The sequence below is a fragment of the Streptomyces sp. NPDC057638 genome, from assembly GCF_042800315.1.
Taxonomy (GTDB): domain Bacteria; phylum Actinomycetota; class Actinomycetes; order Streptomycetales; family Streptomycetaceae; genus Streptomyces.
The window spans coordinates 23,348-41,533 of sequence record NZ_JBHVHF010000034.1 but is presented as its reverse complement, the minus strand read 5'-3'; the positions used below and the strand labels follow the sequence as shown (position 1 = coordinate 41,533).

Annotated in this window: 10 protein-coding genes; 4 read left to right on the top strand and 6 right to left on the bottom strand. The window is 71.2% G+C overall.

Going from position 1 to position 18,186, the window contains the following annotated elements:
• Nucleotides 1-83: 83 nt before the first annotated feature.
• Genes ACFVIM_RS07785 through ACFVIM_RS07760 form a run of 6 tightly spaced genes read right to left on the bottom strand, consistent with a single transcriptional unit; the run spans nt 84 to nt 4,659 of the window.
• Nucleotides 84-1,370, bottom strand: a complete 1,287-nt coding sequence (locus tag ACFVIM_RS07785) for a beta-ketoacyl synthase N-terminal-like domain-containing protein (RefSeq protein WP_384299760.1) — start codon at nt 1,368-1,370, stop codon at nt 84-86.
• Nucleotides 1,367-2,689: a beta-ketoacyl-[acyl-carrier-protein] synthase family protein gene (locus tag ACFVIM_RS07780; protein ID WP_384299759.1), complete on the bottom strand. Its 1,323-nt coding sequence runs from the start codon at nt 2,687-2,689 to the stop codon at nt 1,367-1,369. Before ACFVIM_RS07780 ends, ACFVIM_RS07785 begins: the two co-directional genes overlap by 4 nt.
• Nucleotides 2,686-3,633: a cupin domain-containing protein gene (locus tag ACFVIM_RS07775; protein WP_384299758.1), complete on the bottom strand. Its 948-nt coding sequence runs from the start codon at nt 3,631-3,633 to the stop codon at nt 2,686-2,688. Before ACFVIM_RS07775 ends, ACFVIM_RS07780 begins: the two co-directional genes overlap by 4 nt.
• A gap of 54 nt (nt 3,634-3,687) precedes the next feature.
• Nucleotides 3,688-3,939: an acyl carrier protein gene (locus ACFVIM_RS07770; protein ID WP_384299757.1), complete on the bottom strand. Its 252-nt coding sequence runs from the start codon at nt 3,937-3,939 to the stop codon at nt 3,688-3,690.
• Nucleotides 3,911-4,303, bottom strand: coding sequence for an antibiotic biosynthesis monooxygenase family protein (locus tag ACFVIM_RS07765; protein WP_384299756.1), 393 nt, complete (start codon nt 4,301-4,303; stop codon nt 3,911-3,913). The genes ACFVIM_RS07770 and ACFVIM_RS07765 overlap by 29 nt, the downstream gene beginning before the upstream one ends.
• Nucleotides 4,300-4,659 (bottom strand): SchA/CurD-like domain-containing protein, encoded by a 360-nt coding sequence (locus ACFVIM_RS07760; protein WP_384299755.1) that lies wholly within the window; start codon nt 4,657-4,659, stop codon nt 4,300-4,302. Before ACFVIM_RS07760 ends, ACFVIM_RS07765 begins: the two co-directional genes overlap by 4 nt.
• 649 nt (nt 4,660-5,308) lie before the next feature.
• On the opposite strand from ACFVIM_RS07760, the gene ACFVIM_RS07755 reads away from it, so the two are divergent.
• The 4 genes from ACFVIM_RS07755 (at nt 5,309) to ACFVIM_RS07740 (ending at nt 18,179) form a co-directional block, all read left to right on the top strand.
• Nucleotides 5,309-6,142: an SAM-dependent methyltransferase gene (locus ACFVIM_RS07755; protein WP_384299754.1), complete on the top strand. Its 834-nt coding sequence runs from the start codon at nt 5,309-5,311 to the stop codon at nt 6,140-6,142.
• Nucleotides 6,143-6,442: 300 nt separating this feature from the next.
• Nucleotides 6,443-10,690: a LamG-like jellyroll fold domain-containing protein gene (locus ACFVIM_RS07750; RefSeq protein ID WP_384299753.1), complete on the top strand. Its 4,248-nt coding sequence runs from the start codon at nt 6,443-6,445 to the stop codon at nt 10,688-10,690.
• Between the two features lie 122 nt (nt 10,691-10,812).
• Nucleotides 10,813-17,751 (top strand): RHS repeat-associated core domain-containing protein, encoded by a 6,939-nt coding sequence (locus tag ACFVIM_RS07745; protein ID WP_384299752.1) that lies wholly within the window; start codon nt 10,813-10,815, stop codon nt 17,749-17,751.
• Complete coding sequence (locus ACFVIM_RS07740) at nt 17,748-18,179, top strand: DUF6896 domain-containing protein (protein WP_384299751.1); 432 nt, start codon at nt 17,748-17,750, stop codon at nt 18,177-18,179. Before ACFVIM_RS07745 ends, ACFVIM_RS07740 begins: the two co-directional genes overlap by 4 nt.
• Nucleotides 18,180-18,186: the final 7 nt, after the last annotated feature.

Below are 18,186 nucleotides of genomic sequence, written 5' to 3'. Positions count from 1 at the left end.
GTCCTCGACTGCGACCGCGACCACCGCGCACTCCACACCACGCGTCGTCGGCTGCGACCGCTGTGTCTCAGCGACAGGGTCCCTCACACGGCCAGCTCCCGCCGCCCCGACGCGGGCAGCCCCAGCAGCGCGGCCGAGTTGAACCCGCCCGTGCCACGTGCCACCACCAGCGCGGTGCGCAGCCCCAGCCCGGTTCGTGCGCCGTCCACGAGATCGAGCGCGTCATCGGCCCCGACCGCCCCCGCGACGGACGGAGGCACGGTGTCGGTGGCCAGCGCCAGCGCCGCCCAGGCGACGTCGAGCGCCGCCCCGCCCGAGTTCAGGCGCCCGGTCGCGGTCTTGGGCACGGCGACCGGGACGCCGCGTCGCCCGAAGACCTCGACCAGTGCCTCCCGTTCGTGATAGTCCCACTCCGGATCCCCGGCTCCGTCGGCGAAAACCACATCGACCTCCTGAGGTGTCAGCCCCGCCCGTTCCAGGCAGGTGGTGATGGCCCGGGCCAGCTGCCGGTGGTCCGGCGGCGGCTCGGTGGGATGGTGGCCGTCATGGGTGGCGGCCGTGGCGAGGAGTTCGGCGTAGGGCGCGGGCGCCCCGCGCCGCCGCGCCCAGTCGGCGTCCTCGACCACCAGCAGGGCCCCGCCCTCGCCCGGTATATGACCGGGGCTGTCCGCCGCGAAGGGGCGGTAGGCCCGGCGGGGGTCGGCCTCGGTGCTGAGGCCGGGCTGTCCCGCGTGGCAGGCCACGGCGTACGGGGACAGCGGTGCCTCCGTACCGCCGACGACGACGGCTCCGGTGCCCCGGGCGATCAGCCGCCGTGCCTGGGCGAGGGCGTCGAGCCCTCCGGCCCCGTCGGCGACGAGCACTCCGCAGGCGCCCTTGAGCTGGTCGCGGATGGAGAGCTGGCCGCTGCTGGCGGCGTAGAACCAGCCGATGGACTGGTAGGCCGTGACCGCGTGCGGGCCCTCCTTCCAGAGGTGGTGGATCTCGCGCTGTCCGAACGCGTTGCCGCCGGAGGAGCTGGCGGTGACCACCGACAGGTCGAAGGGGTCATGGGCGCCGGGGTCCAGCGCCGCGTCCGTGAGCGCGAGGCGTCCCGCCGCCAGCGCCATCCAGGTCCAGCGGTCGGTCTGCACCCGCAGTTTGCGGTCGACATGGGCGGCCGGGTCGAACCCCCGTACCTGCCCGGCGACCCGCGCCGAGCGCGCGGAGACGGGGAAGTCGGTGATCGGCGCGGTGCGCCCGGTACGGTCCAGTGTGGTCCGCCAGTGTTCGGCCACCCCGATCCCGGTGGGGGCCACCACACCGATGCCGGTGATCACCTGGCGTACGCCGGCGCGCGGTGCCGCGGCGGTGGTGGTCGGCGCGCTCATGCCGCACCCGCCAGCGGGTTACGGGCGAAGACCATCGCCGACTGGAAGCCCCCGAAGCCGCTGCCCACGGAGAGCGCGTTGCGTACCGGGGTCTCGCGGGCGGTCAGCGGGGTGTAGTCCAGGTCGCACTCGGGGTCCCGCCGGTGGAGATTGGCCGTCGGTGGCACCACTCCCCGGTCGATGGCGAGGGCGCAGGCGGCCATCTCGATGGAGCCGATGGCGCCGAGCGAGTGTCCGATGACCGACTTGATGGAGCTGATGGGCACCTTCCGTACCGCCTCCCCGAGCGCGTTCTTGTACGCGGCGGTCTCGTGCCGGTCGTTCTGGAGCGTTCCCGAGCCGTGCGCGCTGATGTAGCCGAGGTCGGCGGCGGTGAGCCGGGACTGGGCCATGGCGTCCTTGATGGCCTCGCCGAGTTCGTATCCGTCGGGGCGGAGCCCGGTCATATGGAAGCCGTTGGCGCGGGCCGCGTACCCCGCGATCTCGCAGTAGATCCGGGCGCCCCGGGCGCGGGCGTGCTCCAGCTCCTCCACCACGAGGATCGCGCAGCCCTCGCCGAGGACGAAGCCCTTGCGGTCGGCGTCGAAGGGGCGGGACGCCTCCTCGGGGCTCTCGTTGAGGGGGCTGGTCGCCCGGATGGCGTCGAAGCAGGCCACCGTGATCGGGGTGATCGGGGCGTCCGAGGCCCCGGCGATCATGACGTCGGCCTCGCCGTCCTCGATCAGCCGCAGCGCGTGGCCGATGGCGTCGATGCCGGAGGTGCAGCCGGTGGAGACGACGGCCGCCGGGCCGTGTGCCCCGAACCGTACGGCGAGTTCGGTGGCGGCGCTGGAGGGCACCAGGGCCTGGTACAGGAACGGCATCGCGTGCTCGGGCCCGACCTCCCAGTGCCGTCCCCGGTCGCTGACGACGACATACTCGTCCTCCAGGGTGATGGAGGCGCCGACCGCCGAGCCGAGGACCACCCCGACCTGGTCGGTATCGGTGTCCGCGCCAGGAGCGGCGCCCGTGCCGAGGGCGAGCCCGGAGTCCCGTACCGCCTCGTCGGCCGCGACCATCGCGAACTGTGCGAACCGGTCGGTCCGCCGGATCTCCCGGGGCGTCAGACCGTGCTCGGCGGCGGTGAAGTCGCACTCGGCGGCGATCCGGGAGCGGAACGGTCCGGGGTCGAAGGTGGAGATGGTGCGGACGGCGGACTTCCCGCTGGTGATCCGCTCCCAGAACGCCTCGCGCCCACTGCCGCCGGGGGCGACGACGCCGATGCCGGTGACCACGGCGCGGCGGCGCCCGCCACCGCGCGCGGGCGGGGCCGCTCTCATCGCACCGCCGTCGGGTCGAGCGGGACCAGGGAGATCGCGGCGTGCAGCGGCACGGCGGGCACCCCGCCCGCCCGGGCCGAGGAGCGCCCGGCGGAGGCGTCCCCGCCCGGCGCGGCCTCCTCACCCGGGTACGGCTCGGTGTCGACATGCCCCAGGTGCGGCTCCGGCGCCAGCGGACCGATCTGGAAGACCACCAGGGCCTGCTCGTTCCCGGTGTTGGTCAGCCGGTGGCGTACGTTGCGCGGGATGTGCAGCGCCTGCTCGGCACCGAGGACGACCGGCTCCCCGTCCAGATCGACCCGCAGCTCACCCCGGGCGACGAAGAGGTACTCCTCGGAGTACGGGTGGTAGTGCTCGGAGACGCCCTCGCCCGGCTTCAGCCGGACCGCGCCGCAGAAGCCCGCGGTCGTCCCGGCGTTGGCGGGGGAGAGCAGGGTCCGCAGATCGCCGCCGCGCCGGGTGTTCGACGGGACCTCGTCCATGCCGACCACCAGACAGCGGGCCCGCTCGATCCGCTGCTTGATCAGCTTCATCTGGACGGCGGTGTTCCCGTTGATCCGGTGGGTCATCGCGGCGGTGTCCAGCGGCGCGTCCGGCCGCATCTGGAAGTCCTGGACCCAGCGCATCCGGGTGGCGTCGGGACCCAGCTCCTCGAAGGTCCAGGTGATGTTCATGAACTCGAAGGGGCCGGTGACCACCCGGCGCGCCTTCACCACCCGCGCGGCGGTGTCCCAGCGCCGCTCGGAGACCCAGGACCAGGAGTGGCCCTGCTCGTCCGGGTGCATGGTGAGCCGGAAGACGGCGGAGCTCTCGTCCTCCTCCAGGATCTCCACGCTCGCGTACTCGGAGAACAGCTCCGGCCAGGCCCGCAGATCGTTGGTGCGGTTCCAGACGTACCCCAGGGGTGCGTCGATATCGATGTGGTTGTCGGTGTGCCCGATCATGGTGTGCGCCTCGTTCCTCAGTGCCTCGTGGCGAAGGGCGGTGCCGGGATGGAGTCAGGCCGCCGTCGCCAGCCGCGCGCCGATGAGCTCCTCGACCTCGGCGGGCGTGCGCTGCGGGGTGATCTCGTCCTCGATGTCGATGCCGTAGCGGCCCTTGATCCGGCTGGCCAGCTCGACCCGGGCCAGCGAGTCCAGGTCCAGCTCCTCGAAGGAGCGGTCCAGCGCCGCCTTCCCGGTCGAGGGCTCAAGACCGACCGCCGCGAGCATGGTGAGCAGATCAGCCCGTACGGGATTCGACGATGTCATCGGAGTTCCTCTCGGTAGACATACGGATGTGAAAGCGGAGCGACCGGGCCTCGGTGAAACAGACCCGCATCGGCCGCACCAGCGCCCGGTGGTCCTCGGAGCGCTCCCAGGTCTCGAAGTCGGCGAGGTCACGCCACTCGCTGGTGATGAGCCACTGCTCCGGGTCGGTCGCGGACTGGCAGACCTGGTCCCCGAGATGCCCCGGGACCCCGCGCGCCACCTCGTGGCGGATGCTCTGGTAGGCGTCGAGGAACTCCTCCCGCCGCCCGGCGGGAACCCTGATCAGAAAGACGACCCGGCCGCCCGGCCCGACGGCGGCCCCCCTGTCCGGCTCCCCGGCACCGCGCGGCGCGGACGCCGTCACGCGCTCTCCTCGAAGACCGCGCTCCGGGTGGTGACGTGCTCCATCATCGCCTTCTGGAAGAAGGCGCGGGCCCCGGCCGGGGAGGTCATGTCCCTCGGCTCGACCAGGTAGTCGTTGAGCTTGCGCTCCAGCTCCTGGATCCCGGGCTGGCGCGCGAGGTGGGCCATCACCCGGGGCAGGGCACCGTCGATCTCCATGAACCGGACGACCAGACCGTCCTTCATGAAGATCGAGGTGCTCAGCAGCCGCGCGCCGTCGGGCGTCACCCACTCCGGCGGGGTGTAGGTCGCGAGCAGATCGCGGACCACCTCCTCCGTCCCCGGCTTGACGTGGAAGCTGATCGCGTAACGCTCCATGGGAGTTCTCCTCTCGGCCGAACCGGCTTTCCCGGCGGCTGCGCACAGAGTGCCGCCGCGCCGCCCCCCGGGTCTTCCGGCGCCGGACCGAGATCCATCTCCCCACCGGGGAGGAGCCCTCCTCCCCGCGCACGGTCCGCCTCCCCCCGGCGACGGGGACCTCCTCCCGGCGGGCGACCCCGTCTCCCCCCGGCGCGGGAAGACGCGCCACCCACCGCCGCCCTACCGTGCTCGTCGGCGCGGTGCGGCGCCGTCGGACTCCCCGCCTACGGGAGTACGTACGGTTTCCGCCGCGCGAGGTCGTGTTGTCGAAATGGCGCCGTCCGCCCGGAGGGCATCGCGGGCCAGGCGGGGCTGTGACGACACGGCCTACGCCCCGGTGGCGGGGACGGGGGGATCCGCCACCGGGAGCGAAGACGGTACGGGCACGCGGCGACAGGGCACCGGGAGCGACGGCGGTACGGGCGCGGGACCTCACCGTCGCGGGGTCCGTACCGCCCCGTCGCGTCGCGTACCCGGGTCCGTACGGCCCCGTCGCGTACCCGGGTCCGTACCGCCCCCCTCAGCCACGCGCCGGACGCCCCACCACGTCACCGCCCCCAGCGCGACCAGCAGTTACCGACCCATCCAGCACAGGAGGCAGCCGCCCATGACCACCGACACCCTCCCCACCCATGGCGTCAGCCGGACCGCGCTGATCGTGGCGCAGGCCCGCGCCACCGAGAGCGCCCGGACCGACCGGCTCTTCGACGACCCCTACGCCCGCTCCTTCGTCGACGCCGCCGGGTGGATCCGGGTCGCCGAGGCGGGCCGCCTCAACCAGGGCCACTTCGTGCTGCGGACCCGCTTCTTCGACGACTTCCTCGGCCGCGCCGCCACCTCGGGCTGCGAGCAGGCCGTCATCCTGGCGGCGGGCCTCGACAGCCGCGCCTACCGGCTCCCGTGGCCGGACGGCTTCACCCTCTACGAGGCGGACCTGCCCGCACTGATGGAGTTCAAGGACGGGGTGCTCGGGGGCCTGGGCGCCCGGCCCTCCTGCGACCGCCGCCCGGTCCGCGCCGACCTCCGCGACGACTGGCCGTGCCTGCTGCTGGCCGCCGGGCTCGACCCGAGCCGCCCGACGGCCTGGCTGATCGAGGGGCTGATGATGTACCTGGACCCGGACGACAACGACCTTTTGCTGCACCGCGTCGGCACCCTCGCCGCCCCGGGCAGCCGGCTCGCCCTCGAACATGTCAACGGCGCCTACACCCGGCTGCCCCAGCTCGCCGCCGTCCACGAGAGGCTCAAGCACACCAACGCCGCCTGGCGCTCCACCCTGGAGGACCCGGTCGCCTGGCTCGCCGACCGAGGCTGGTCCGCCTCGACCACCCCTCAGACCACCCTCGCCGCCACCCACGGCCGCCCGGTCCCCGAACTCACCGACCCCGCCCTGGTCGGCGACGCCCGCATGTGGCTGGTCGAGGCGGCCCGCACGGCCTGAGCCGCAGGCCGCCCCGCCTCGGGGAGGCGCCCGCACCGCACTCCGTCAGGGAGGCCCGGAAGCCCGGGCCTCCCTGACCCGCGTTCGGACGACGCGTCAGGTGATGTGCGCCTCTCTCATGCACCATCCAGCTTGCCCCGTACCGGGGTGCGCCGAATGTCACTGGACAGCCGGTAATGGTTCGCTTACTGTCCCGTGAACTCTTCAAATGATCATGTCAAGTGCATGTTCTGTGTATTCGGTGGGGGATGTGTTGTTCTGGTGAATGTCGGAGGGGGTGCTCGGGCATGGGGCATCGCCGTGTCCGGAGCGATGGTCGTGGGTCTGCTGACCCCGTTCACGGCCTACGGTGCCGCACGGGGCGTCACATCGGGCGCGGCTGCCGGGCCGACGGCGCCCGGCGCGCCCACCACCGGGTCCGCCCCGGCCGCCGAGAGCGAGGCCGAGGCCCAGCGGCTGGCCAAGAGCACCGGGCGGCCCGTCGAGGTGCTCTCCCGCCGGGGCGAGAGCAGCGAGGTCTTCGCCACCGCCGACGGCCGCTTCGAGGCCCGGGAACACCTGCGACCCGTACGGGTGCGGATCGATGGCCGCTGGCATCCGGTCGACACCACGCTGGCCCGGACCGCGGCGGGAGCGGTCACCCCCAAGGCGGTCACCGTGGGCCTGGAGTTCTCGGGTGGCGGTGACGCTCCTCTGGTACGGATGAGCAAGGCGGGCCGTGATCTCACCCTCTCCTGGCCGGACCCTCTTCCCGCGCCCCAGCTGCGCGGGGACACCGTCACCTACCCGGAAGTCCTGCCCGGCGTCGATCTCCGGCTCGCCGCCCGGGAGGACGGCTTCACTCAGCTCCTGGTGGTGAAGTCCGCCAACGCGGCGGCCAACCCCCGCCTCGGAGAGCTGCGGCTGCGGCTGGACGCCGCCGACCTGCGGGTGCGGGAGACCGCGGACGGCGGGCTGCGGGCCGTGGACCAGGGCTCGGGAGGCGCCGTGTTCGAGGCGCCGCGCCCGCTGATGTGGGACTCCAGCGCCCGGCCGGGTCCCGCCCAGCGGGCCGCACGGTCGGCCCCGACCAGTCCGACCGGCCCGACCAGTCCGACCGGCCCGGGCGGCCCCGCGCCCGACGCGTCGGCGGAACCCGGTCCGGGGGAGTCGGGCAGGCTCGCCCCGGTCGGCGTCGACATCCCCGCAGACCAGAGCGCGCTCGTCCTGCGGCCCGACCCCGGGGTGCTGAAGGGGTCCGGTACGGTCTATCCGGTCTTCATCGACCCTCAGTGGTTCAGCCCCAAGGCGGCCGACTGGACCATGGTGTCCGAGTACTGGGCGGGCAGTCCCCAGCACCGGTTCAACGGCGCGGCCGACGCGGGCCTGGGCTACTGCGGCTGGCAGTACTGTCAGCCGCAGGACACCAAGCGGCTCTTCTACCAGTTCCCCCTCGGCCGGTTCCAGGGCAAGTCCGTGCTGTCGGCCGAGTTCGTCACGCACAACACGTGGTCGGCGTCGTGCTCCCCCCGGGGCGTGGAACTGTGGCGCACCGAGGGAATCGGCGCCTCGACCACCTGGAACTCCCAGCTGGCGAAGGGTTTCTGGATCGAGCACCTGCGCACCGCGTCCTTCGCCTACGGCTTCGACGGGTGCGCCAAGCGTGACGCGGAGTTCGATGTGACCGCCGCCGTACGCAAGGCCGTCACGGGTCCGCGGACCAGCCTGACCTTCGGGCTGCGGGCGGCGAGCGAGACCGACGCCTACGGGTGGAAGCGCTTCTCCGACGACGCCTATCTGCGGGTGCTGTACAACCGTCCGCCCACCCAGGTCCGGATGACACAGCTGACCATGGAGTACGGCGGCGTCTGCAAGCGGCCCGAAGACGCTCCCCGGATCCGGAGCCTGGGCGCGATCTACGCCAATGACATCACCGACCCGGACGGCGACGAGGTCGCGCTCCAGTTCCGGGCCACCTGGGACGGCGGCGACGGCAGCTGGCAGGGCGGACTGTCCCGCTACAAGAGGTCGGGCTCCGACTTCGCCATTCTGCTGCCCGACACCATCCCCCAGAACCGGCAGATCGCCTGGCAGGTCCGCAGCTTCGACAAGGCCGAGTTCTCCCCCTGGTCCTCCGTGGGCACCGCCACGGCCTGCTACTTCGTGTACGACGCCACGGCGCCCCGGTCACCGGGCGTCGCGTCGGGGGAGTACCCGGCCTCCGACCCGGAGAACGCCGACGACCCCTGGTACGACGGCACGGGCAAGTACGGCACGTTCGAGATCCGCGGCAACAGCGCCCAGGTGACCCGGTACTGGTACGGGCTCAACACCGATCCGACCCCGGCCAACACCGTCACCACCACCGAGGGCGCCAGCCGGACGATCAAGCTGCTGCCGACCAAGGCCGGGCTCAACACCCTCTATGTCACCTCCGTGGACGCGGCGGGCAACGCCTCGGCCCCCGCCAGCTACCGCTTCCGGGTCAAGGCGGGCCAGCCCGAGCGCGCCGCCTGGTCCCTGGACGAGGGCGCGGGTGCCCGTGAGACCCCGGCCACCGCGCCCGAGCGGGGCGCCGACCTGATCGGCGGGGCGACCACCGGCGCGCCCGGTGCCCTGGGCACGGGTGTCCTCTTCGACGGGGTCAACGACTACGCCCGCACCGACATCCCCACCGTCGCCACCGACACCGGCTTCTCGGTCTCGGCCTGGGTGAAGCTCACCAAGAAGCCGAACGGCACGGCGGTCGTCGCCGCCCAGCCGGGCAACCACTCACCCGGATTCCAGATCTCGTACTCCACCACGTACGACCGCTGGACGTTCGCGCAGTACCGCTCCGACACCCCGGGCGCCGTCGCGGTGCGCGCCATGCCGTCCCAGCCAGGCGGAGTGAGGGTGGGCGAGTGGGTCCATCTCGTGGGCACACACAGCTCCACCGAGAACGAGCTGAAGCTCTTTGTCGACGGCACGCTCGTGGGAACCACCGTCCATGACTCGCCCTGGGACGCGCGGCGCGGCCTCCAGATCGGCGCGGGCTCCTTCGACGGCCGCCCCGAGTACTTCTTCCCCGGAACCATCGACGAGGTGCACATCTATGACAAGCCGCTGGCACAGGGGGAGGTGACCCGGCTGCATGGGAAGGAGCGACTGCGGTCCGGACGCCCGGCGCGGGCCGTCTTCGCCTTGGACGAGCCCGCGGGAACGATGCGGGTCAGTGGTGTACCGGAGACCCTTCCCGCCCTCCACCACGGCGGTGTCACCCCTGGTGTCTCCGGAGTGGCCGGCCGGGCCGCGGAGTTCAACGGCACCGATGGCTACGCCACGACCGAACGCCCCCTCCTGAACAACCAGCGCGGCTTCACCGTGGCCGCCTGGGCCCGGCTGGCATCGGCCAAACCGGATCACGCGGCGGTCGTGGTCTCCCAGGCCGGGGAGCACAAGCCCGGCTTCGAGCTCTATTACTCCCGTACCCATGACCGGTGGGGCATCCGGGCGTACACGGCCGACAGCCCCGACGCCGGACAGGTCCGGGCCCTCCAGGCCGAGGGCACGACCGCGCGCGCCGGTCAGTGGGCGCACCTCGTGGGCGTCTACGACGCCGCGATCGACGAACTGGCCTTCTACCTCAACGGCAGGAAGGCGGGGACGGCCACGCTGCCCGGTGACTGGTACGCGGGCGGGCCGGTCCAGATCGGCGCCAGTCAGTACGGGGGCCGACCCGGCTCCTTCTTCCCCGGCCGCATCGACGATGTGCGGCTCTTCGACCGGCCGGTCTCCTCCGGTGAGGTGCAGCAGATGTTCCGGCAGCGCCCTCTGGTGAAGGCCCGGTGGATGTTCGCGGAGTCCTCCGGCACCCCCGTCAGGACACCGGATTCGTCCTCCTCGGGACATGACCTGACCCTCCACGGCGGTGCCCGGGTGGGGCGCGACAAGGGACTCGTGGACGGTGGCATGGTGCTCGACGGCGTCGACGACCACGCCACGGCCGATATGCCGGTGGACACCGCCGCGAGTTTCACGGTGGCGGGCTGGGCGCAGGCCGCGTCCGTCCCCACCCGGTCGATGACGCTGCTCAGCGCACCCGGCTCCACGGCCAATGCCTTCACGGTGCGCTTCGAACCGGGCTCGGGCTCGCAGCCGGGCCGCTGGCGGATCAGGACCGCCGACCGGGACGGCGCAGGAGCGGCCGTGACCGATGTCGAGAGCGGACACGCCCCCTACGCCGAGGAGTGGACCCATCTGGCCCTGGTCTACGACGGGTTCGAGAAGCAGATGTCGCTGTACGTCAACGGCGAGCTCGAAGAGTCCGCGTGCGTCGACGCCGACGGCGACGGCCGTCCCGACTCCGCCGACTGCACCGAGCGGGTCTCCTGGGCGGAGAACGTGGTGACGTTCGCCGCGGACCGGCCCCTGCGGGTGGGCTGCGCGGCCACGGCAACGGGCTGCACCGGCCACTGGCCGGGAGCGGTCTCGGACCTCTGGGCCTTCCAGGGGACGCTGACGGAGGCCCAGATCGCCGGACTCGCGCTCGGTCTGCCCGGGTTGCCGACCTCGGTCCCAGGGCTCTGACGCTCCCTCTCCCTGTGACCCCCGGCGCGGAACAGCGCCGGGGGTCACGACCACATATGCCCAGTCACCCCCCGCGCCGTGTGACCCACGGTGCGGGGAGACATGCGTGGAGGACGCAGCACATGACAGATCGCAGAGACAGACAGAGTAGGCCGTATCCATCACTCCGCAGACGGATCGCCCTGGGGGCGGCCGTCGTCATGGTCGGCACCCTCCTCCAAGGGGTGGCCGGACCGGCCGCCGCCGTGGACGACGGGACGGGCCGCCCCGGCCTGCCCGTGGCCGAGACACCCGTGGCGGGAACCCGGGTCACCGGCGGGCGCGCCGAGCCCCTACGGCTCCAGCGGCCCGGCCGGGCACCGCACGCCATCTGGCCGACGGCACAGACCGTACGCATCCCGCTGACCGGCACCGCGACGACGGCCCGCACGGCGGACACCAGCCTGCCGGTGCGGGTCGACACCGCCGTCGCCGGACGGACCGGTACCGCCGCCGGGACGATCGAGGCCCGGATGGCGAGCCGCCCGGTCGCCCGCGCGGCCGGAGTGGAGGGTCCCCTCTTCACCCTGCGCCCCGACGGGGCGGCCGCCGTCGGCCTGGTGCGGGCGCATCTGGACTACGCCCCCTTCGCCGAGGTCTTCGGCGGTGGCTACGCCTCCCGGCTCACCCTTGTCGAGCTGCCCGCGTGCGCGCTGACCACCCCGGACCGTACGGCCTGCCGTACGGCGAAGCCGCTGCCCACCACGCATGACCGGGAACGGAAGACACTCACCGCCCCCCGGGTCACCCTCCGGGCCCGCACGGCGACGGTCCTGGCGGCGACCACGACGGCCGCCGGTGACAAGGGCGACTACCAGGCCACCAGCCTCTCCCCGTCGGCGACCTGGAACGTCAGTCTCAACACCGGCGACTTCAGCTGGAACTACGGGCTGCCGGTGCCCCAGGTCCCCGGCGGCCTGCTGCCCGCCGTGGGGCTGTCCTACGCGTCGGGCTCGGTCGACGGCCGCACGGCCACCACCAACAACCAGTCCTCGTGGGCGGGCGACGGCTTCTCCCTGTGGCCCGGCTCCATCGAGCGCCGCTACAAGCCCTGTGCCGACGACGGGGTCAAGAACGCCGACGGCTTCAAGCCGGGCGACCTCTGCTGGAGCCATGACAACGCCTACATCAGCTTCAACGGCAAGGCCGGTGAACTCGTCCCCACGGGGGCGGACACCTTCAAGCTCCGCGAGGACGACGGCACCAAGATCGACCGCCTGACCTCCGTCAACCGGGGCAACGGCGACAACGACGGCGAGTACTGGCGGGTCACCACCCCCGACGGCAGCCGCTACTACTTCGGCTACCACCGGCTGCCCGGCTGGACCGAGGGCAAGGAGACCACCGACTCCGCCTGGACCGTCCCCGTCTACGGCGACGACGCCGGCGAGGAGTGCAAGGGCACCACCTTCGCCACCTCTTGGTGCCAGCAGGCGTGGCGGTGGAACCTCGACTACGCCGTCGACCCCCACGGCAACGCGCTGGCGTACTACTACACCAAGGAGACCAACCACTACGGCCGCAACCTGGAGCCGAAGGACAACACCCCCTACGTCCGCGGCGGCACCCTCGACCGGATCGAGTACGGGCTCCGGTCCAGCTCCATGTACGGGACGCAGGCCCTGGCCAGGGTCCGCTTCACCAGCGCCGAACGCTGTCTGCCGCTCGGCTCGGCCAACTGCCGCACCATCGACACCCAGTCCTCGTACTGGTACGACACCCCCTGGGACCTCAACTGCGCCGCCGGAGCCACCTGTGACCAGGGACGGGTCGCCCCGGCCTTCTTCACCCGCAAGCTGCTGACCGACGTCACCACCGAGGTTCTCGACGGCACGGCGTACGAGAAGGCCGACTCCTGGAAGCTGACCCACGACTGGGGCATGGCGGACACCGACTACCAGCTCCGGCTGCGCTCCATCCAGCGGACCGGGCACAGCGCCACCCCCGCCATCACCCTGCCGCCGACCACCCTGGGCTACACCCAGCTCGCCAACCGGCTCGACAAGACCGGTGACGGCTACGCCCCCTTCATCAAGGACCGGCTCTCCTCCGTCGCCGACGAGTCCGGCGGCCAGATCGACGCCACCTACTCCGCCCCGGCCTGCTCCTGGACCGCGCTGCCGACGCCCGAGACCAATACCACCCGCTGCTTCCCCCAGTACACCGGTGGCAGTGAGACCGACGACCCCACCCTCCAGTGGTTCAACAAGTACGTGACCACCGCGGTGACCGAGACCGACCGGACCGGCGGAGCCCCGGACAAGGTCACCGCGTACGACTACCTCGGCGGCGGTGCCTGGCACTACGACGACGATGACGGCCTGACCAAGGAGAAGCACAAGACCTGGTCCCAGTGGCGCGGCTACGGCCAGGTCCGTACCCAGAGCGGTGGCCAGGGCGGCGCTGCCGCGCTGCGGACCCAGCAGGACAGTTATTTCCTGCGGGGCATGGACGGCGACCGGCTCAACCGGACCGGTGGCACCAAGAGCGCCACCGCCACCCTCGACGAGGGGGAGGGGGCCCCGATCACCGACCACGAGTCGGCGGCGGGGTTCGGCTACAAGACCGTCCAGTTCTCCGGCCCCGGCGGCAAGGTCCTCGCCAAGACCATCAACCGGCCCTGGCGCCATGAGACGGCGCGCAAGGTCCGTGACTGGGGCACGGTCACCGCCAACTTCACCGGCACGGCGGAGTCACGCACCCTCACCTCGCTCGACAACGGCGCGGGCGCCTCCTGGCGCACCGTGTCGACCGCGACCACCTACGACACCGTCGCGGGCCGGATCACCGAGGTCGACGACAAGGGCAACCACAGCACCGCCTCCGACAACGTCTGCACCCGCACCACCTACGCGGCGACCGCCGCCACCGACACGGTGCTCACCTCCCCGGCCCGGGTCGAGACCGTCGCCAGACCCTGTGGCACCGCGCCCGCCCGGCCCGCTGACGTCATCTCCGACATCCGTACCGCCTACGACGGCCAGCCCTACGGCACTCCGCCCACGAAGGGCCTGGCCACCGCGTCGGCGGCGCTCCGGGAGTACGAGGGAACCACGGCGGTCTATCTGGAGTCCGGCGGTACCTTCGACTCCTATGGGCGTCCCGTCACCACCACGGACCTCACCAACACCGTCCGGTTCACCGCGGCGGGAGACATCACCCGCGTCGTCCGCTCCGGCCGTACCACGGTCACCGAGCGGTCACCCGCCATCGGCTTCACCACGACCCTGACCCTGACCAACCCGCCGACCACGGCGGGCGACCCGGCGACCGCGCACACCAGCACCACCACCTTCGACCGGCTGCGCGGACTGCCGCTGACGCAGACCGACACCAACGGCAAGGTCACCACCTTCGCCTACGACGCCCTCGGCCGCTCGTCCAAGGTCTGGCTCGCCGACCGCCACACCGGTCAGCTCCCCAACCACGCCTTCAGCTACACCCACGCCGCCGACAAGCGGCCCATCGCCGTCGGCACCACCACCCTCGGCAACCGGGGCGTCCCCCGCACCTCGTACACCCTGTACGACGGGTTTCTGCGCCCCCGCCAGACCCAGACCCCGGGTCCGGGCGGCGGCTCCCTGATCTCCGACACCTTCTACGGCGAGCGGGGCCTGACCACCAAGGAGTTCGCCTCCTACTACGCCACCGGCGCGCCCGGCACCACCCTCTTCCAGCCCGCGAACGCGCTGAGCGTCGAAACCCAGACCCACTACACCTACGACGGGCTGAACCGGCAGACCGAGGTGAGCCAGATCGCGGGCAACAGCGACGGCGGCCAGGTCCTCAACACCACCAAGACCCTCTACGGCGGCGACCGCACCACCGTCATCCCGCCCACCGGCGGGACCGCCACCACCACCCTCACCGACGCCCGGGGCCGCACCACGGAGCTGCGCCAGCACCACCAGCCCACGGCCGACGCCCCGTACGACACCACCCGCTACGCCTACACCGCGCGCGGCGAGATCGAGAAGATCACCGGCCCGACGGGGAACGCGTGGTCCTACGGTTATGACCTGCTCGGCCGCCAGATCCTCGCCAAGGACCCCGACAAGGGCACCACGACGAGCACCTACGACGACCGGGGCCAGCTTCTCACCACCACCAACGACGCCACCGGCAAGACCCTCGCGTACGCCTACGACGGAATCGGCCGCAAGACCCAGCTCCGTGAGGGCTCCGCCACGGGAACCCTGCGCGCCGAGTGGGAGTACGACACCGTCACCGGAGCCAAGGGCCACCCGGCGAGGTCCACCCGCTACGAGAACGGACACGCCTACAGCTCCCGGGTCGACATCTACGACCGCCTCTACCGACCGCTGAGGACGTCGGTCACCATCCCGGCCACCGAGGGCAAGCTGGCGGGCACCTACACCTCGGCCACCTCCTACCTGCTCTCCGGCGCGGTCCAGGCCATCGGCTACCCGACCGCGGGCGCACTCCCCGCCTCGGCTGTCAGTTTCACCTACGAGGACGACACCCTCCGCCCGATCGCCCTCGGCGACAGCCAGGGCGTCCAGGCGAACACCAGCTACAGCCTCACCGGCAAGCCGCTCCAGCACGAGCTGTTCGCCGGTACGGGCAAGAAGACCTGGGTCACCAACGGCTATGAGTGGGGCACCCAGCGGCTCTCCACCACCCGGGTGGACCGCGAGGATGTCGCCGGGGTGGACCAGTCCAACACCTACCGCTACGACGACGCGGGCAATGTCCGCTCCGTCACCGACGTCTCCCGCTCCGGCACCGACAGCCAGTGCTTCACCTACGACTGGGCCCGTCGGCTGACCCAGGCGTGGACCCAGTCCACCGCCACCTGCGCCACCGCCCCCACCGGCACCAACGTCGGCGGTCCCGCCCCCTACTGGCACTCCTACACCTACAACCCCGACGGCGGGCGCTCCACCGAGATCCTCCACGACACCAAGGGCAACACCGCCAGGAACATCACCCGCAGCTACGAGTACCCCCTCAAGGGCGAGCCCCAGCCGCACGCCCTGACCTCGGTCAGCAGCGCCGGACCCGTCGGCACGCCGAACGACTCCTTCGTCTACCGGGGTGGCTACACCGTCAGCCGTACGGTCGACGGGACCCCCCAGAACCTGGAGTGGGATCCCGAGGGCCATCTCGCGAAGGTCACCGAGCCGGTCGCATCGGGTCCTGACAAGATCACCCGCTATCTCTACGACACCGAGGGCAACCGCCTCATCGCGCGGACGCCGACGGAGACGACGCTCTACCTCGGCACCACCGAGATCACCCTGCCCAAGGGCACCACGGCCACTCCGGAGGCGACCCGCTATCTCGCCCTCGGCGGCGGCCACCAGGCCGTCCAGGAGAACGACGGCTCCGTCTCCTTCACCCTGGCCGACCACCACGGCACGGCGGGCCTCGCCGTGAACGCCGCCACCCAGGCCCTCACCCAGCGCCGTACCCTGCCCTTCGGCGGCCCGCGCGGCACCGAACCCAGGGCCTGGCCCGGCACCAAGGGCTTCGTCGGCGGCACCGACGACACCAAGTCCACCGGCCTGACCCATCTCGGCGCCCGCGAGTACGACCCGTCCACCGGCCGTTTCATCAGCGTCGACCCCCTCCTGGAGGCCGACAAGCCGCAGACCCTCAACGGCTACACCTACGCCGCCCAGAACCCCCTCACCTTCACCGACCCGACGGGCCTCGGCCTCGGCTGCGGCCCGCACATGATGGCCGACTGCCCGAAGAACGACCCCAACGGCGACGGCGTCGTCAACCCGGGCTACCCCAACACCAACCGCCCCATCGGAGGCGGCGGAAAGACCGCGGCCCGACCGCCGTCGAGCAACAGACCGCCGGTCATCCAGCGTGACCGTGACTCCGTCGTCATCCATGGCCAGCGAATCCCCACTCAGACCGAGCTGATGGGGATCATGAAGCACAGCTATCACGAGCGTCTGGGGTATCAGCGGAACCTGGAGAACTGGGCGCGCAGTGCGTGCATGGGGCAGACCTCTGACTTCTGTGTGGCCGCCGACGGGCTCGGCTGGTTCGGAAACTCCCCCGATATGGACGTGCTAGAAGTTCTGGGAGTCCGGGATTATGTGGACTGCGCCCAGGGCGACGGCGGTGGAAGCTGCAAGAGAGCTGCGGGGGACGCGGTCATCACCGCGGTCACTTCCGCTGCGGGAAAGGTCGCCAAAGCCGCCTTCAAGCTCGTCAAAGCGAATCTGAAGCGTAAGAAGGCGGTCCCTGCCAGTTGCCTGTTCGCCATGGCGGGCAACAGCTTCAAGGCGGGAACCCTGGTGCTGATGGCCGATGGCACCACCAAGCCGATCGAGGAAGTCCGGGTCGGCGATGAGGTACTGGCCACGGACCCGGAGACCGGCCTGACGTCCGCGCAGAAGGTGACGGCGGAACTGGTCCATCGGGACGATGACCTGCTCGATGTCCATGTGCGTACAGAGGACGGCGACCGGGCGGTCATCAATACGACGGCGCACCACGCCTTCTGGGACCTTGCCACCCGTTCCTGGAAGCCTGCGGGCGCCCTGACCGGAGAGAGCCGCCTCACGGCACCTTCGGGTGGCATCGCAGATGTGACGGGCAGCGTCCGGCGTCCCGGTACCTCCCTCATGTACGACCTGAGTATCTCCGCTGTCCGTACCTACTACGTGCTCGCTGGTACCACACCCGTGCTCGTTCACAACTGCGGGACTGCCGACCCGCACAGCTTCAAGCGGACTGAGGCGCTGTCTGGCAATGCGTCGAAACGAAACGTCGACAATCTGACAAGCTCAATGAAGCAGGGCGGCTGGCAGGGCGATCCGATCAAGGTCGCTCAGCATGGTGGTGAGTTGTACGTTCTCGATGGCCATCACCGCGTTGCGGCGGCCAAGCGCGCAGGGGTCGAAGTTCCCTATCGGATTGTCTCCGAAGACGAACTTCTGGGGCAGTACTCCGGCGGCATCGATGATGTGGTCACGGCATGGGCCGAGGTGGGTCCTGATAGGTTGGTCAACCGTCACAAGAAGCCAGGATACCGATGATGAGTGACACCTCTGCTGAGGTTCAGGCGTATGTTGCTGCCCTGAGTCGAGTTCAGTTGAGAGCTCTGCAAGGACTCCCTCAATTGAACTCCAGGCTGGCTCAGATCGTGCAATATGTGCGCGCGGGACGGATGTCGCGCTCCGGATTCATCGAGGACAGCAGTATCGAGTACGCCGTGCACGGAAATGGCTGTCTATTCGTTACGGAAGATGGCTGGGAGGTTGATGTCGACTTTCTGCCTGATGGAAGGTCGGCCTTCGACGCATGGCGGATCCAGAGGTTCTCTGCGAGCCGAGGGGTCGTCTTGAGGGCCCCCCAGGATCAGCTGACTCAGGAGTGCCGCCGCCTCGCTCATTCCGGGCAGCTCGAAGAGAGAGGAGTGGGATGGTTCGCGGTGAAGGCTGAGCAGCCGAGCGACGGCCGTTAGCCGACGT